Origin of the sequence: Ligilactobacillus ruminis ATCC 27782, from assembly GCF_000224985.1 — a bacterium.
Lineage (GTDB): Bacteria > Bacillota > Bacilli > Lactobacillales > Lactobacillaceae > Ligilactobacillus > Ligilactobacillus ruminis.
In genome coordinates, this window is sequence record NC_015975.1 from 63,621 (window position 1) to 79,366 (window position 15,746).

The 15,746-nt window shown below is 42.8% G+C and carries 13 protein-coding genes; 8 read left to right on the plus strand and 5 right to left on the minus strand.

What is annotated here, in order from left to right; translation table 11 throughout:
- Positions 1-128: 128 nt before the first annotated feature.
- Together LRC_RS00300 and LRC_RS00305 are read right to left on the minus strand one after the other, a co-directional pair.
- Positions 129-1,220 (minus strand): PTS sugar transporter subunit IIC, encoded by a 1,092-nt coding sequence (locus tag LRC_RS00300; protein WP_014072677.1) that lies wholly within the window; start codon positions 1,218-1,220, stop codon positions 129-131.
- A 198-nt stretch (positions 1,221-1,418) separates the two neighbouring features.
- The gene (locus LRC_RS00305; protein ID WP_014072678.1) at positions 1,419-2,456 is read right to left on the minus strand and encodes a branched-chain amino acid aminotransferase; all 1,038 of its coding nucleotides are present in this window, start codon (positions 2,454-2,456) and stop codon (positions 1,419-1,421) included.
- A 1,339-nt stretch (positions 2,457-3,795) separates the two neighbouring features.
- Here LRC_RS00305 and LRC_RS00310 point away from each other — a divergent pair.
- The 6 genes from LRC_RS00310 to LRC_RS00335 all read left to right on the plus strand — a co-directional run bounded on the left by LRC_RS00310 (position 3,796) and on the right by LRC_RS00335 (position 12,450).
- Positions 3,796-7,218: a collagen binding domain-containing protein gene (locus tag LRC_RS00310; protein WP_014072679.1), complete on the plus strand. Its 3,423-nt coding sequence runs from the start codon at positions 3,796-3,798 to the stop codon at positions 7,216-7,218.
- Between the two features lie 130 nt (positions 7,219-7,348).
- A complete protein-coding gene (locus LRC_RS00315; RefSeq protein ID WP_014072680.1) occupies positions 7,349-8,377 on the plus strand; it encodes a prealbumin-like fold domain-containing protein in 1,029 nt (342 codons plus the stop codon).
- Between the two features lie 2 nt (positions 8,378-8,379).
- Positions 8,380-9,903 carry a SpaH/EbpB family LPXTG-anchored major pilin gene (locus tag LRC_RS00320; protein WP_014072681.1) on the plus strand — a complete coding sequence of 508 codons (1,524 nt, stop codon included), beginning with the start codon at positions 8,380-8,382 and terminating at the stop codon, positions 9,901-9,903.
- Between the two features lie 133 nt (positions 9,904-10,036).
- Positions 10,037-11,185, plus strand: coding sequence for a class C sortase (locus LRC_RS00325; protein ID WP_014072682.1), 1,149 nt, complete (start codon positions 10,037-10,039; stop codon positions 11,183-11,185).
- Between the two features lie 322 nt (positions 11,186-11,507).
- Entirely contained in the window at positions 11,508-11,672 is a 165-nt protein-coding gene (locus tag LRC_RS00330; protein ID WP_258414367.1) for a hypothetical protein, read from the plus strand.
- Positions 11,673-12,168: 496 nt separating this feature from the next.
- Entirely contained in the window at positions 12,169-12,450 is a 282-nt protein-coding gene (locus LRC_RS00335; RefSeq protein WP_014072683.1) for a hypothetical protein, read from the plus strand.
- 33 nt (positions 12,451-12,483) lie between these two features.
- Here the strand turns inward: LRC_RS00335 and LRC_RS00340 are convergent, their stop codons facing one another.
- Positions 12,484-12,705, minus strand: a complete 222-nt coding sequence (locus LRC_RS00340) for a hypothetical protein (protein WP_041819724.1) — start codon at positions 12,703-12,705, stop codon at positions 12,484-12,486.
- Positions 12,706-12,969: 264 nt separating this feature from the next.
- Here LRC_RS00340 and LRC_RS00345 point away from each other — a divergent pair, with 264 nt between their 5' ends.
- Complete coding sequence (locus LRC_RS00345; protein WP_041819726.1) at positions 12,970-13,737, plus strand: epoxyqueuosine reductase QueH; 768 nt, start codon at positions 12,970-12,972, stop codon at positions 13,735-13,737.
- A gap of 273 nt (positions 13,738-14,010) precedes the next feature.
- Here the strand turns inward: LRC_RS00345 and LRC_RS00350 are convergent, their stop codons facing one another.
- Positions 14,011-14,241, minus strand: a complete 231-nt coding sequence (locus tag LRC_RS00350) for a hypothetical protein (RefSeq protein ID WP_014072685.1) — start codon at positions 14,239-14,241, stop codon at positions 14,011-14,013.
- Positions 14,242-14,438: 197 nt separating this feature from the next.
- Positions 14,439-14,780 carry a hypothetical protein gene (locus tag LRC_RS00355; protein WP_014072686.1) on the minus strand — a complete coding sequence of 114 codons (342 nt, stop codon included), beginning with the start codon at positions 14,778-14,780 and terminating at the stop codon, positions 14,439-14,441.
- A 127-nt stretch (positions 14,781-14,907) separates the two neighbouring features.
- On the opposite strand from LRC_RS00355, the gene LRC_RS00360 reads away from it, so the two are divergent.
- Positions 14,908-15,705, plus strand: coding sequence for an NrtR DNA-binding winged helix domain-containing protein (locus tag LRC_RS00360; RefSeq protein WP_014072687.1), 798 nt, complete (start codon positions 14,908-14,910; stop codon positions 15,703-15,705).
- The last annotated feature ends 41 nt before the right edge of the window (positions 15,706-15,746 follow it).

A 15,746-nucleotide genomic window follows, 5' to 3' on the forward strand; every position in this document is an offset into this window, starting at 1 on the left:
CGGCGTTTGCAAAAAAGAGGCCGGAAAATGGTTCCGGCCTCTTAGAGATTGAGGATTATGTTTTGCTGAATCAGATAACTGCTTTTGGCAGGCCCGCTGACTCAGCAAGCAAAGAGTTATGTCGTAAATCAGATAACCTGAAGTTTAAGCTGATTTTCTCCGATCAGGTTTGACCGTTTCATGAACAGGTAAACGAAAACGGAAATTGCCGCTGGCAAGACCACGCCAGTAAACATGTAAACCGCAAATGGTCCAACGCCTTTGGCAGCATATGCCAAAGGTGCAATCAGCGAGTTGAGTCCAAGTCCGCCAAGCGTGTAGTTTGAGCGGAAATGGAAAAGGACGGTTGCAACCGGTGCTGAAACCACGGCCGAAACAAGCGATGGAATCAGCAGGTAAGGATTAAGCACGATATTTGGGAATTGAATCTTAGGAGTTACCAGACTTTGAGCGATGTTTGCGCCAAGGTTGTTTTGTCGGCATGACATTGCAGTGAAAGCCACAAACTGCGACGTTGTTCCGATAAGTGCCGCCGCAGAACTGATCGGATCAAGCGTCAAGGCAATCGAAAGAGCTGCTGAAGAAGCCGGCGACATCAAGAATAATGCCCATGCAAGCGAAACGCAGACAGACCCCAAGATCGGATTGACGTGCATGGATTGCTCAATGAATCGACTGATATCAAGCAAGAGCGGCGTTGTAACGGCAGCAAGTCCCAAGCCTGAAATCGTTCCGGCGGTCGTTGCCCCAAAAGGAACCAAAACCATGTCGAGCGGCGTTTTACCGGTCAGATATTTGCCGACAAGTGCAGCAATCAATGCTGCGGCAACGGCACTGACAGGCTGTCCGGTTGAAAATGAAGGGCTGCCGGCTGCTTGAAGAAGCGTGCCGCCGACGGCAGAAGTTCCGTTGACCGCTTTTGTCGTAAAATGTACTGCGTTTGAACCGACCGTTGCTGAAATCATGGCACTGAAGATGACAAGCGTATTAACGTCAAGCTGCGAGGCGACCGCGACGCCAAGTGCAGGCGCGAGCAGAACCGTCCCCATCGTTCCTGCATCATAAAGCGGCTGCCAATGAATGAATTGTGCGATAGTCTGGAATAAGAGTCCGATGCCGAGCGTAACTAAAATAGCATTGGCGACAGCAGCGGAAACCCGATAAACGTAATCTCTGGTTGTTGGCTTGTTTGTACTCGTAGTTGATGTATCGACGTTCATATAATTACCCCCTATAATAATTCTCAATAACTCTCAAATAAAAAATGAAGACCTTATTAAGTAACTTTTAAAAAAACTACACATTTACTGAAAGCCTAAAAAATAGAGTTCAGTCAAACTGAGCTCTATCAAAACTCAGTGCAGGAAGAATTATCTTTATGATGTTATTCCTGCCCGAGCGTGTACTAAATTCTGATACTAGTCAAGAGGTACTTTGACGATCCAGCCTTCAGGAGCCGGACGATCGCCAAATTGAATACCCGTCAATTCGTCGTAAAGTTTCTTGGTTACGGGACCAACTTCTGTTTCACTGTAGAAGACGTGGAACTTGTCGCCCACTTGGAAGCCGCCGATTGGTGAAATTACGGCAGCCGTCCCACAAGCACCTGCTTCTGCAAGGTGATCGAGCTGGTCGATGTAGATATCAGTTTCTTCTGTTTCCATGCCAAGATTGTGTTCAGCAAGGTAAAGAAGAGAGTATTTAGTAACACTAGGCAAGATAGATGGTGACTTAGGCGTCACGAATTTACCGTCGCGCGTAATGCCGAAGAAGTTAGCCGAACCAACTTCTTCAATCTTTTTATGTTCAATCGGATCAAGGTAAATGCAGTCTGAGAAGCCGCGCTTGTGTGCAATATCGCCAGGAAGAAGGCTGGCTGCATAGTTGCCGCCGACTTTGGATTGACCAGTACCTTTATGTGCGGCACGGTCATAATCAGCAGCAAGGAAATTCGTCGGTGTCAGGCCGCCCTTGAAGTAGTTGCCGACAGGCATTGCAAATACGGAGAAGATGTATTCCGTTGCTGGGTGAACACCGATGTTTTCACCAACGCCGATCATGTACGGACGAAGGTAAAGAGTACCGCCGGTGCCATATGGCGGAATGTATGCCTGATTGGCACGAACGACTTGCTTTAAAGCATCAACGAACATCTCCGTCGGAACTTCCGGCATCAAAAGACGCTGACAGCTGCGTTGCATTCGAGCCGCATTTTGATCCGGACGGAAAAGATTGACGCTGCCGTCCTTGCAACGGTATGCTTTCATGCCTTCGAAACATCCTTGACCGTAATGGATGATAGGAGAACCTTCATTAATCGTAATGGATGAATCTTCAACCAGGCCAGCCTTGTGCCATTCTCCGTCCTTCCAATATGCGCGGTAGCGGTATGGTAGATCCATATAGGCGAAGCCTAAGTTGTTCCAATCAAGATCTACTGTTTTTGTATCTGTCATAAGTAACTCCTCCTCAAAATGGCTTTCGCAGCGGGAAGCAATCATTCAATCTGAATGATAAAAAAACCGATACTGGCACTAAGCCGGCATCGGGGTCCAATTCGGGTATAAGGATCCAGCGCCGCCTTGGTGCATGTGCCGGATCTGAAATTCTTGCACTCTAACTAAGCCGAGACATCAGATGGCACGAAACCACACAAGGAGATGACTAGGCTAATAATTCGAGATGACGCTACGTTATTCACCTTGCATTGCTTCATGACATCCGACCTCCTTTGACTTATTTCCAAGACTTGCATGATTGCTTTGCATTGAATGACTTCATTATATCAAGGTTTATTAAAAATGCAATAGAAATATTTTATTTTTTTCAAATAAAATCTGAGACCATTGCACAAATCTTTGAATATCAAAGGTTTAAGGAGGCAAATTAAGAATGAAAATAATTTCAAAATCACGAATTGGAATGGCATCTGATAAGTTGGACTGTGATGAATTTATGAAAAATCAGAATAAAATTTGAGCAACACTATTGAGGATTATAAGGAATTTAGCTGGTGTGCGTTTAAGATGTTCTGAAATTTTTTAATCAAGTCCTTGATAAGTGGTATAGTTCATTTATTTAAATTAATACGAAAAGTGGCATTTTTTATCAAGATTAAAATAAGTTTAGAAATAACCGAAATATGAGAAAATATCGTAAAAAATGAAATAAATGTGAATTGTTCTTCTGCTATATTACAAGAACAACATTATTAAAATCCGTTCAAGATAAAAAGCAAACGCCAGCATTATATTAAAGCTGTAATCGAATACGTTTTTTTGTAATGCTGCATATAGTCCATTGCAGACTCATTTAAAAAAAAGCATCTGCTTTAATTTAATATGAAATAAAATAAAAATAAGCACATTACTGTAATAGTTATTTTTGTCATTTTTGACAAAAAGTTGGCGATTAGAAGAAAATAAATAGTGTGTTTTAACAAATGTGCTATTTTTGTGAACAAAAATGAATTTTTCTATAATTTATTTGTTGGAAAACGATTTTTGCTGTGCTATAATTCAAGGTGAAAGATTTGTGAATTATGTTTGAATTTTTAAGAAGAATTCAATTTGTAGTTTGCAACGGTTGTTTTGGAAACTTGAACGAGTTCCTGAAACGTTTATTGGTATACATCATTTATTATGGACGATTCAATCTTTAGTGGAGAGATGGATTTTCTTTTTGGGGCAGATACGGTTGTTTGGCGAAGAGAGGTTGTCTGATGACGGTATCTTTCAGACGTTATGTTTGAAGTATTTGTTGGTTAGTGATAGATAAGAATGGAGAGCAACTGATATGGAAAGAAATAAAACATTTAAAAAGCTGCTCTGGCTTTTGGGGGCGATGGCCACGGTATTTGCGATTGTTTTTGCCATGGGGAAGTTCGACGGCGAAAAGGCAAATGCTGCGGTTGAGTTGAATCAAAACAATACCGTCAGTTTTATTGACAGCGTAAAAATTATGGTCAGTCATAAAGATTCGACATCAGAGGAACTTAAGAATAATGATGTATACATATTAAGGGACGGCGACAAGATATCGGTTGATTATAATTTCAGTTTTTCTGATAATACGGACATCAATCCGGGCGACACATATACGATTTATGTTCCAAGGGCTTTCAAGGCATATAATTCCTGTGATGGCAAGCTCAAGAATGAAGACGGAACGGGATTTGGGACATGGCAGATGTCCGGCACGTTTGACAATGAAAACAACGGGTATCCGTTGGTCATGACTTTTAACGATAACATTAAAAAGATTCAGGGACGCAAAGGGACAATACACCTCGAGTCGTCTTTGGATATTGAAAGCTTTTCCAAAGAAAATCGTCAGGAGATCAAAATTCCGTTGAAAGACAGTACGACTTACAATGTTGAAATCAAGCAGCATACGGATGAAAAATTCGGGGACGTGACAAAAAACGGCTGGTTTCTCGGGAACGGCTGGCAGCCGAAGCGAGCACATTGGACGATTGATTTCAACAAAGGGCTAAACGATATTGAGAATCCTGTTTTGAAAGACAATTTGTATCGTGCTGACGGTCAATGTTCTGAACATAAAATCGACTATAACAGTTTCGATGTTTATTCCGTTCGACTTGATTCTTATGGCGGAGTCATCGAAAACAGCAAGGAAAAAGTTAATCCGCAAGAATATGAAATCGTCAAGTCTGCCGATGGCATGAGTTATGAGCTTCATTTTAAGCACAAAATCAAGGGCGCATATCGTGTAGAATATGAAACGGATATTACGAATTATTCCGGTAATCGTGAGGCAACGAAGGTTGGCAATAAGGTTTCCTCATATGATGGCGACAAACATCTGGCCGATGCGTCCAAGGAACTTTGGGCAAATTGGTGGAACAAGGGTGGCACGATTGTTAAAAATGGCGTCCAAAAAGACAGCAACAGAGTTGATTGGACGATCTACTACAACCTTGTCGGTCACAAGTTCGGCGACAGCACGATCTTGTTGGACAGTTTGTACAGTGGAACGTTTGATAAGAACAGTTTTGAAATCTATGAGGCTTCATCAATTGACGGAAATCCGTTCAATAACAATAAGAACAACATCAATATTGGTCGCAAGCTTTCAAGCAGCGAATATTCCATTGTGTATTCAGCCAAATCTGATTGTAAAGTTGCAACGATCAAGATTAATAATTCAGACGGCAAAGGGTATGTGATTCGCTACAGATCGATTTTGCCGGATTGGTTATGGCAAGGCGCTCAAATCAGGAATCACGTCAAAGACGGACATGACAATGAAGGCGAAAGCAGCATCTGGTACGATCAAGTAAAAGAGCATGTTTACAAGGAGCACAGGAACGTTACCGAAAATACGATCGACTGGTCCGTAAAATTCTATAAAGCGGCAAGCAACAATGCTTTTAAGGCGTTCAAGAATCTGACTTTGACAGATCACTTTTATACCAATCGCGGCAATCAGCTTAACCTGGTGGGCGGACTGAATACCGTCAAGGTCTATCGAAGCAGCGGACCTGGAGACTGGAATACGAATATTTTGGTTGACCCTGGCGAATATACGATTAAAGAAGACAATAAATCAGGCGAAGGCGGATACAAAGGCTTCAAGATTACGTTTAAAGGCGAAGCACCGGCTGCGCTTTATGAAGCAAGGTATCAGACGACACGCGATTCTTCTCAAGAATCAGGGAACTGGGCACAGTTTGGCAATGAGCAAACGAGAGACAGTGTTCCTGCTGACGGCGGAGTTTCTAAAAACATCGGGATTGGAAAGAGCAATTCTGGGGTCCACAGAACAGACGGTCTCTTGCATTGGGATGTCTACGTCAATGCAGAAAAGCTTCCGATGAGCAACTATGTGGTCAAGGATACGATTACTGGTGACCAGACTCTGATGGCATCAACAATCAAGGTTAAAGACCTGACTGACAACAAGGATGTTACGAGTCAAGTCAGACGAGAGATTCAGGAAACGACGACAACGTACAATCAGGACGGAAAGACCTATACGTCGCCTGCAAAGCTTCTGATTATCCATTTGCCTGATACGGACCACCAATACTGTATTTCGTATGGCGTAAAACTTGGACCGGTCGGATACACCAGCAATAAGAATCACTATATTGATTACGCTGATTTGTATCAAGGAAATGACAAGAAAGGCAGTGCTACAAGCGATTATTGGCATTGGCAGAAAACACTTGAAAAAGATGGCGTGGTCGACAATGATGACAACAGTCTCGTGAACTGGACGATCGACGCCAACAAGGCGTATGTCACCTATCCTAACGGTGCCATCAAGGATACTCTTGATGGGAAGCAGATTTTCGTTGAAGACTCGATTGAAGTATATCGATATGAAGGATTAGATCAGTGGCATGACAAGCTTTCGAGCAAACCGCTTCCGAAGTCGGCATACAATGCGAAAATTGTTCCGTATACTACTTCCGACGGAAGAGTCACTCAACAGATGATTATCACGTTCAATGATGACCAAAAGAATAATCCTGGCGAAAAGGCCAACTATATCAGTCGGCCTTACAGAATCAAATATCAGACAAAGATTTTGACTTCAGGAAAGGATCGCGTAGCCAATACCGCATCAATCGAGGGGTTGGACAACAGGGTTATTTATACGAAGGTTGATAAAGATAAGGAAGTGACGCATACTTCCGGTGATGCTACGATTACTGGATATAATGTCGACTTCGATATTTTGAAACGCGATGCCATCGATAAGAAGGTCATGCGTGACGTTCATTTTGATTTGTATCGTTTGGCAGACGACAAGTGGATACCGTACATTCAAGACGTATCGACAGGCGTTAACGGACGAATCAGCTACAAAGGCTTGCTTACCGGTCGGTACAAGCTCGTTGAAACGAGAACGCAATCAGGCTATATAAAACTTGACACTCCGATTTATTTCATTTTGAGTAAAAAGAACATGAGCGACGTCAAGGATAAGGAATCTTCGATTACGATTACAGATGCTGACGGCAACAAGATTAAAAATCCTGCTTACGCAAGCATCATTGCCATGAATCCTGAGAAGAAAAAAACGACAACGCTTCAGGTTTTGAATTATCCTGTCGGAGGGATGCTTCCTCAAACAGGCGGACCGGGCAGATTGTTGTTTGAAGCATTGGGATTGCTGCTGATCGTTGTTGCGTGTGCCCTGACTGAGGTGCTCATCTGGCGACGGATTCGCAGTTCAAAGGGGGTGTGATCATGAAGAGAGTATTAAAATTATTGTTCATGATCGTTGCCTTTATGACTGCTGTATTCGCAGGATCCGGGCAAGCATCAGCTGATTCGACAACGGGTATCACTCAAAAAATATTCACATCCATATCAGTTTGGGACTCAATCTTCCTTCAGGAACAGATGTTACCAAACTGAGAGCGCCGACGTTCGAAATATATGATATTTCGGATCAGTTTAATGAAGCTGATGATCCAAAGGAATTTACCGCAAAATTCCCGCTCGTAGGTCAGAGTTATGCTAAGAACTTCATTGAAAAGCATAGCTTGAAGCCTCTCAGTCGACAGACCGGAAACAAGGCAAATTCTTCGATCGATTTTATCGTTCCCAGGTGCGATGCGTACCTGATCGTTCAGACCGATGAGAACGGAGTCATTGAAAATGCAGGGGACAACGGAACTTTTACCCTCCCATTCGTCTTTTTGATGAATGATGACTTCAAAATTGATGATCAAGGTCGGATGTGGTTTCAAATCAAAGGTAAAACTTCGCTCGTGCAGCGTTCAGCCTATTTCTTCAAATATGGCAAAAACGCCGGCGGAGAGTTACCGTTGAGCGATGCAAAATTTGTTTTGTACCGCTTGGACGGTTCAATAAAATTATATTGCACAAATAATGGCGGTTTTAAGGCAAGTGCTTCTCCGCTCAGCGACGATGAAATTGCAAAATTCACGTCCAACTCGGCAGGTTTGGTCATGTATGACCGTGAGAGTCTTGATCCTGGCACCTACTACTTCAGCGAAGTTCAGGCACCCAAAGGATACAGGATTACCGATGAAGCACGCAAGATCGAAGTTTATATTCCAAAGAAGATGTCTGACGGCGTTAAAGTCAACGGCACAGCTTTGGAAGGACTTTATGATCAAAAACTGTCTGATGGGGCAGTCAGTGCCGCCAAGCCGCGCATTTATAATTACAGTATTGAGAATCCGCCAAGCAACTCCGGCAAGACAAATACTCCAGGCAAGCCAACGACACCGAAAAGTGTCAAGAAAAAAGGGTTATGGGGGATGTTGCCGCAAACTGGTGAATCAAAATCGATTATGGCATTGCTCGGCATAGGAATAATATGTTTAGTTGTTTTAGTAAGCGCAAAGAGAAGAAATTATAAAGAGGAGCATTAAAAATGAAGAATCATAGGAAATTGAGAAATGCATTAGCAATATTGTTACTTGCATTGCCGTTGGCATTGCAGGGTGCTGTTGGCGTCAAGACCGCACAGGCTGCAGAAACGTCAACGGAAACGGCAACCGTTACGTTGCACAAATACGTATTTGACAAGTCTTTGCCTTCTGACAAGATTGACAACAGCAAGTCACAAGACGAAATCAATGCATGGTTGACCAAGAACAATGCCGAAGCACTTGATGGCGTTGAATTTACGGCATACGATGTAACAAGCGAATATGCAAATGAATACAAGACGGCAACCGGCGATAAGAATGAAAGTCCTGCCGATGCAGCCAAGACGGCGAGTGCTGCAGTTGCAAAGAAGGCTGATGCGCTTCAAAAGACGGCAACGGTTGTTGGCAAACAGACAACTGCCAACGGTGGTCTTGCATCATTTGCAAACCTTCCGTTGAGAGACGCAAACGGAAACTACAAGGCATACCTCTTTGCTGAAACAGATGCTCCTGCAAACATTACTCAAAAAGCAGAACCGTTCGTTTTGGCAATGCCGATTTACGGAGCAGACGGAAAGACTGTTCAAAAGTCAATCAACATCTATCCAAAGAACGTTAAGCAATCAGACAAGAAGACTTTGAATGACAATCGCTCACACCACGACTTCACTGCCGGCGAAAAGATCAACTACACTATCGAAACGGTTGTTCCTTGGAATATTGCTAACAAGAAAGTCTACACGATTACTGATAACCCAAGCAAGGGCCTGATCATGGATGCTGATACGATTCAAATCGAAGGTCTTGCAAGCAACAAGTATACTGTTAAGAAGAATGCCGACAACGGCTTCACGATCACGATTCCTGCTGCAGATCTTGCTGCATTTGCCGGCAAGACGCTCAAGACAACTGTTAAGGGTCATCTCAGCATTGAAGATCTTACATTGATTGACACTGGTATTCCTAACAAGGCTACTGCCAAGGTTGACAACGAAGCACACCACGAAGTCAAGTCAGAAGAAGTCTTCACAGGCGGCAAGAAGTTCGTCAAGGTTGATGGTTCTAACCAATCAAAGACGCTTGCAGGTGCACAATTCCAACTTGTTATCGTTAAGAACGGTCAAGTTGTCAAGTATGCTCACGGCAATGAAAAAGATGGCTACACATTTGATACGAACAACACAAACGTTGTTACGAAGACAACTGGCGAAAACGGTCAATTTGAATTTGCAGGTTTGAAGTATTCTGAGTCGCTTGAAGCCGGCGAATCATATGCCGTAAAAGAAGTTAAAGCTCCTACAGGCTACGACTTGCTTAAGGATCCAGTTTTGTTCACGGTTGCAAAGGACAGCTACAAGACGGTTCAAGCAGCTGACGGTCAAAAGATTTCCAACACGAAGAAGGGCGGCTTCCTTCCATCAACAGGCGGCATGGGTATCGTTCTCTTCATCGTTGCAGGTGTCGTTGTAATGGCTGGTGCTGCAGGTACTATGATTGCACGCCGCAACCGTCGTGAAAACATCTGATTCGTGATTCTATTCATCACAACTAAATAGCTCATTATTCATATACCAATTTTTGGGGGTCGGGAATGAATTTTCCGATCCCTTTTTCTGTTAAACTGAACGTAATGTCAATTGAGTATCAAAAGGAAAAAGAATGGCTGAAAAAAAGAAGAAATCGAAAAATGGTTTTTGGATTCAAGTTTTGCTGATGATTGTCTTTTTGGCAGGATTGTTGATTATGCTATACCCTTTCTACGTTGAATCGATAAATAATTTTATTGATAATCAACGTATTGAAGAAGCCCAGAAACTTGATGCCAAAAGAAATGCGAAAGAACTTGCAAAGCTCAGAGCAGAAAATGAACGTGCTGCTAAAAAAGCTGCCAAAGACCCGTTTCGCGGGACAGACAACATGAATGCCGAGAAGTTGCGCAAGCATTTGCTGGGTCGGGTCGTAATTCCGAAAATCAACGTTAACGTACCGTTATTTAATCTGACGACGGCCGACACGCTCAATTATGGCGCGGCCGTTTTGCAAGGGTCATCGTTTCCGACCGGCGGAAAAGGAAAGCGAACAGTTATTGCTGCCCATCGTGGTCTGCCTGAACGCAAGCTGTTTACGGACCTTGACAAGGTCAAGAAGGGCGATTTGTTCGTAATCAGCGTTTATGGAAAGAATATGGCCTACAAGGTTTACAACATCAAGGTCATCAAGCCAAATAAAGTCAAATCGCTTCTTCCGGTCAAGGACAAGGATTTGGCGACACTGATGACGTGCACACCGTACATGATCAATTCTCATCGAATGCTTGTGACTGGGTATCGAGTTCCATATACGAAGAAGATTGCACGTGAAGTCGAAGGTGCATCCCTAATGAACAACCTGATTCAAGCGGCCGTTATGCTAGGATGCGTCATGGCGATTTTTTCTGTATTTTATATTTTGTACAGAATTATCCACGGCGGCTTGCTTAAAAAGCGCGAGATCAACCTTGATTTCATCGTTGTCGATGCGGACGGAAAACCTGTCGTTGGCGAAGCTTTCCGGCTTTTTGCCAGAAACGGCAGGCGCAAGCTGTATCGCAACCAAAAAGAGTTCATCGTCCAATCGGATGAACGGGGGAGAGTCAGGTTCACAAATCTTCCAGGAAACGTCTATTGCATTAAAAATGACCATCTGAGCGTCCGTGCCGGAATTAAGAAGCTCCGACAGGAAAATGCAGCACTGTATCCAAAGAAGAAGCAAAAGAGTTTCATTGCTCAGGATAACGAAAAAATTTGGATTGTTAAAAATCATCATTAGCTGAAAAAAGGCTGAGAAAACACTATGCTTTAAATTGAAAAACCGGATGGCTTGCAATCAATCGCAAAGCTGATCCGGTTTTTTTGCGTATACGTGACAAGCGCCTGCAATGATGGAAATGACCTGAAAGAGGCAGGCGGCAAATTATTAGTGCGCTGATTTATCATGTGCTTTATTTGGCAGAATCACTGTCGTTTACGGACAAATCAGCGAAAAATGGCACTTTGTCCGTAAAGCTGGATGAAATTTTGGCTGAATCGGTTAAGCAGCACCGTATTTAAAAAATGCCGAACAAAAGCAGTCGCAAACTAACTGCATTCGTTTGGCATTTCATTTAATTCAAGTAAGAAACGGGACTTTTTTGATTGAATCGAACGTCATCAGTCAAGGCGAAGAGCTTGCATTTTACAAAGAAAGCGTTTACAATCAAAGAGTAGGGAATGTTAGCTTTGAGATTCAGACGAATCAAGATATTGTTTTCCAATGATGCGAAAAGAGGTCAGAGCTTGTTGATTCCTTATGGCAGCGTGCGAATTATTCTGGATGCAGTGCTGATTTCGAGGTGCTGTTCTTCGATTTGCACAGTTTTTCATCCGTGATTCGCCAAAGCATGTTAGAAGCTGTCCCGGTTACTCCCTCTTTTCGACTCCCGTTAAATCACGTTCCTCAGGCAGATTACTGAAGCGTCTGCCTGAGGTTTTTAGCTTTCAGGGTAAAGCATGGCTTTATTTTGGACGAATACTTTTTTGAATTATGCAGCTTGAAGGATTCTTCTAAAATCAGCTGATTTTAGAAGATTGCAATCACGAAGGGGACTAGCGAATGGATTGAATCAGTGGATGATGACCGCTCCTTAGCAATTGACTGGTGTTTGTTGAAACGTTTTCTTTGATCTGTCCAAAAAGTTTGACACCGTTTACAGAAATGGATTACAATTACCCTAGATGGTTGCCGGATTCGGTTTTGCTAGGCAGGTGATCAAAGTGATTACAAAAGATCGTACCAGAGACGTCATCAGTTTGATTGATGAACGTCTCAGAAATGAAAAATTTTCAAAAGATCGGGAGTTTGTTGCGATTTGCGCATGGGTTCGCGAAAGACTGCTTGAAGAAGAGCTCGATTCAGATGAGCTTTTCGGACGTATTCAGTCGTATGCGGTAAATAAGCGACGCAAGAAACCAACGATTGCGAGCGATTTGGAAAAGGCGCTTACGATGGGGCGTCCATTAGATGTGTTTATAGGATGGCTGCGTCATTTGAGATGATGAAGCTTAAGGCTCCGGAGAACCGGAGCCTTTTTATTTTTGATTTTTTTTCAGTCGTGAAATCCAGTGCGTAATCAAAATTGTTAAAACGGTAATTGATGCACTGCATGAAAAGAATGCTCCCAACATCAAAATGAGGCGAAGAGTTTTGCCTTGATTCGACATGAAAGCCCAAACGGTCAGCGTGCACAGCACAAAAGCCAGCGCAATTAAGATGAAGAGCCCGAAAACAAGCAGCGGTATATTTTTTTTCATATGATTTCCTCCTGTAAGACATTATATTATTCAGATGTGTTTCGGACAAGAACGGATAATGTTTCACGTGAAACATTCGTTTATTGTTCCACGTGGAACATTTGCATGAAAGCTGATTTTTCACTATAATTGATGGCGGTAATCTTAACGAAGACCCCGATCGTGATCGGGGGGGGGACAGCCGATTCTTCAAGTTGCAAACCTGAGCTTTTTTGATAAAGATAATTGCATCCAGTCCAAAAACGATGAAAGGAAGAATTTGAATTGATTGATCTTAAGGAAATACTTGAGAAAATGAATCTGAACCAAAAAATCAATTATGACAAGGTCATGATGAAAATGGTTCAGAATTGGCAAACAGCTGGGATTCGGCCGAAGATTCTGCTCCATGCCTGCTGTGCTCCGTGCAGCACTACGACGTTGGAGCGCATGACTGAATTTGCTGAAGTAACCATCTACTATGCCAACTCTAACATTCATCCTCGTGCCGAATATCAACGAAGAGAATACGTCCAACAGAAATTTATTCACGATTTCAACGAAAAAACAGGCAATCACGTTCAATTTATTGCCGCACCATACCGGCCGCAGGAATACTTTGAAGCCGTAAGAGGTCTTGAAAAAGAACCTGAAGGCGGCAAAAGGTGTCGTGCCTGTTTTGACTATCGACTTGATACGGTTGCAAAAAAGGCCGTGGAACTTGGGTTTGACTACTTTGGCAGCACGCTGACGATCAGCCCGCACAAGAACTCTCAAGTAATCAATTCCGTTGGAATCGAGGTTCAGCAGTTTTACGACGTGCATTATCTGCCAAGCGATTTCAAGAAAGGAAACGGCTACCTTCGTTCCGTTGAAATGTGCAAGGAATATGACGTCTATCGTCAATGCTACTGCGGGTGCATGTTTGCTGCCAAGCAGCAAGGCGTTGACTTGTCGCAAATCAGACGCGAAGCCTTGGCATTTATGGAGGGAAAAGACGGTCAAAAAGAATTTCCGGAGATTCGCTTTTCGATTGACGGTATCGAAGTCTGATTCACATTTGAAAAGCAAAAAGAGTTTTGGAAAAAATTCAGTTTTTTCTTAATTTAAAGCGTGAGACTTTTTTACAAAATGCAGCGTCTGCTCAATTAGCGCAGCAAGCTCCCATTCAATTTACTGACAGACTCTTTTTGGTTGTTTCCATTATATACAAAGATTGTCATATATACGAAAAAACCCGGATGGTTTGCAATTGACTGCAAATCATCCGGGTTTTCAATTTGAGGCACCTTTTTCGGCCTCTTTGTCTTATGTTTGATATTCGTATTAGTATGAAAAATCGTCAAAATCAACAACTTTGGAACAACGACTGCGAAGCAACGTATAAAGACGCTTGTAGACAGGTTCAGAAACGTGATAGCTAGTATCATCGTTTTTTACTTCAGGAATAACTGGTACGTTTTTAAAGCTCATGCCAGAAATTTTGAGATCTTTTTTGACAATTTCGCCTTCGAGCAAGTTCAAACCAGCAACTGGAGCACGTTTAATTTTAACCATTGTTAGTAATTCTTCTTTCTGTAAAAATTACTAACATTTTATCACAATTTCAAGTAGTTGCAAGCAGAAAAGAGTATTTCTAATCTAGAAAGATATCTATATCAATAATGTAAGCGTGTACTTGATTGTAAAGAATGCATTTTAACTTATCATCAATTGACTAGACAATGATTAATGGCCGCATATTCTTCTCATTTTTAGTCATGACCGATGAGTTTTTGCGTTTGCGTTGCAAGATTGCGCCAAAAGAGGATGGCATTGTTTTCAAGGTCGCTTTCAAAATCATCGTACTCATCACGAGGTTTTAAAGTTCCGATAACGTCGCCGACAGGTCCGCAAACTTTAAGCAATTGGCCTGCTTCTTCCCAGCGTGCCGTCCAATAAGGCCCTTCAAGCGCCGTATCCAGCATGTCTTGCACGCCGTCCCTGGTCATATCGTTGATGACGTCTTGTTTGGTGGTTTGTTCGTAGCCGTTTTGCTTCATCCAAGCGAGTTTTTCTTCGACCTGTTCCATGTTGTCAGGAATCATATGCAGCATATTATAAATTCCGCCTTTCTTAAAAAATATTTACCTATATTATAATCCATTGGTGTTGCTTTGAGTACACATGACTCTTAATTTAAGATATAATTATAAGTAGGTATCAATCGAAAGGGAGAATATCATGAGCGAACAGACGGAATTGTTGGAACGACCATATATCAACATCGTTAATGTTATTTGGAGTTTTGACCGGGAAACAAGTCAAGTCAACATGCTGCTCGTTAAGCGTGCAAATGAGCCCGAAAAAGGGGCATGGGCAATGCCCGAAACATATTTGAGAACGGAAGAAAGCGCGGATGCGGCAGCGCTTAGGCTGGTTCGCGAAAAAATCGGACTGAATCTGTCTGCGATCCATACCGAACAGTTGGCGACTTTCACGAATCCGATGCGTTCCGGCCGGGGGCGCGACCGAATCCTGTCTTTGGCGTACATGACGTTTCTTCCTGAAATGCCACCGCTCAAAGCCGGATACGGAGCAACCGATGCGCGCTGGTTTGCGTTCTCCGCAGAAGACGGTCACTATGTGGTGCGGAACGGAGCACTGCATTTTAAAGCAAGCGAAGCGACGAGTCAGGCGAAGTATTATGAAAATGCAGAGTACGATCCCAAAACGCACCTCGCATTTGATTACGACTGGATCTTCAAAGTGGCTTGCGAAAGAATTCGCAATAAGCTCAACTACCGACCAAACGTCTTGCTGGTTTTGGGATCGACGTTTACGATGCGCGAGGCTCGCTGCGTTTATGCACCGTTTTTGATGAAAAAAGTCGACGCAATCGACAATTCCAACTTCAGAAAAACGCATATGCATCTGTTAAAGGAAATCGGGACGGAAACCGTCCAAAAACGCCCAGGACGACCAGCCAAGATTTACGCTTTAAAATCAGTCGAAGATGATGAAAGTTGCAAAACAAAGTAAATTAGTGTAAGATAGGTTCAATATAAAAGTGGTATCTACTT

Coding starts and splice junctions, on each gene's coding strand:
- LRC_RS00360 (WP_014072687.1), top strand. CDS start 14,908: ATGAGCGAACAGACGGAATTGTTGGAACGACCATATATCAACATCGTT.
- LRC_RS00355 (WP_014072686.1), bottom strand. CDS start 14,780: ATGCTGCATATGATTCCTGACAACATGGAACAGGTCGAAGAAAAACTC.
- LRC_RS00340 (WP_041819724.1), bottom strand. CDS start 12,705: ATGAAAAAAAATATACCGCTGCTTGTTTTCGGGCTCTTCATCTTAATT.
- LRC_RS00305 (WP_014072678.1), bottom strand. CDS start 2,456: ATGACAGATACAAAAACAGTAGATCTTGATTGGAACAACTTAGGCTTC.
- LRC_RS00350 (WP_014072685.1), bottom strand. CDS start 14,241: ATGGTTAAAATTAAACGTGCTCCAGTTGCTGGTTTGAACTTGCTCGAA.
- LRC_RS00320 (WP_014072681.1), top strand. CDS start 8,380: ATGAAGAATCATAGGAAATTGAGAAATGCATTAGCAATATTGTTACTT.
- LRC_RS00310 (WP_014072679.1), top strand. CDS start 3,796: ATGGAAAGAAATAAAACATTTAAAAAGCTGCTCTGGCTTTTGGGGGCG.
- LRC_RS00325 (WP_014072682.1), top strand. CDS start 10,037: ATGGCTGAAAAAAAGAAGAAATCGAAAAATGGTTTTTGGATTCAAGTT.
- LRC_RS00300 (WP_014072677.1), bottom strand. CDS start 1,220: ATGAACGTCGATACATCAACTACGAGTACAAACAAGCCAACAACCAGA.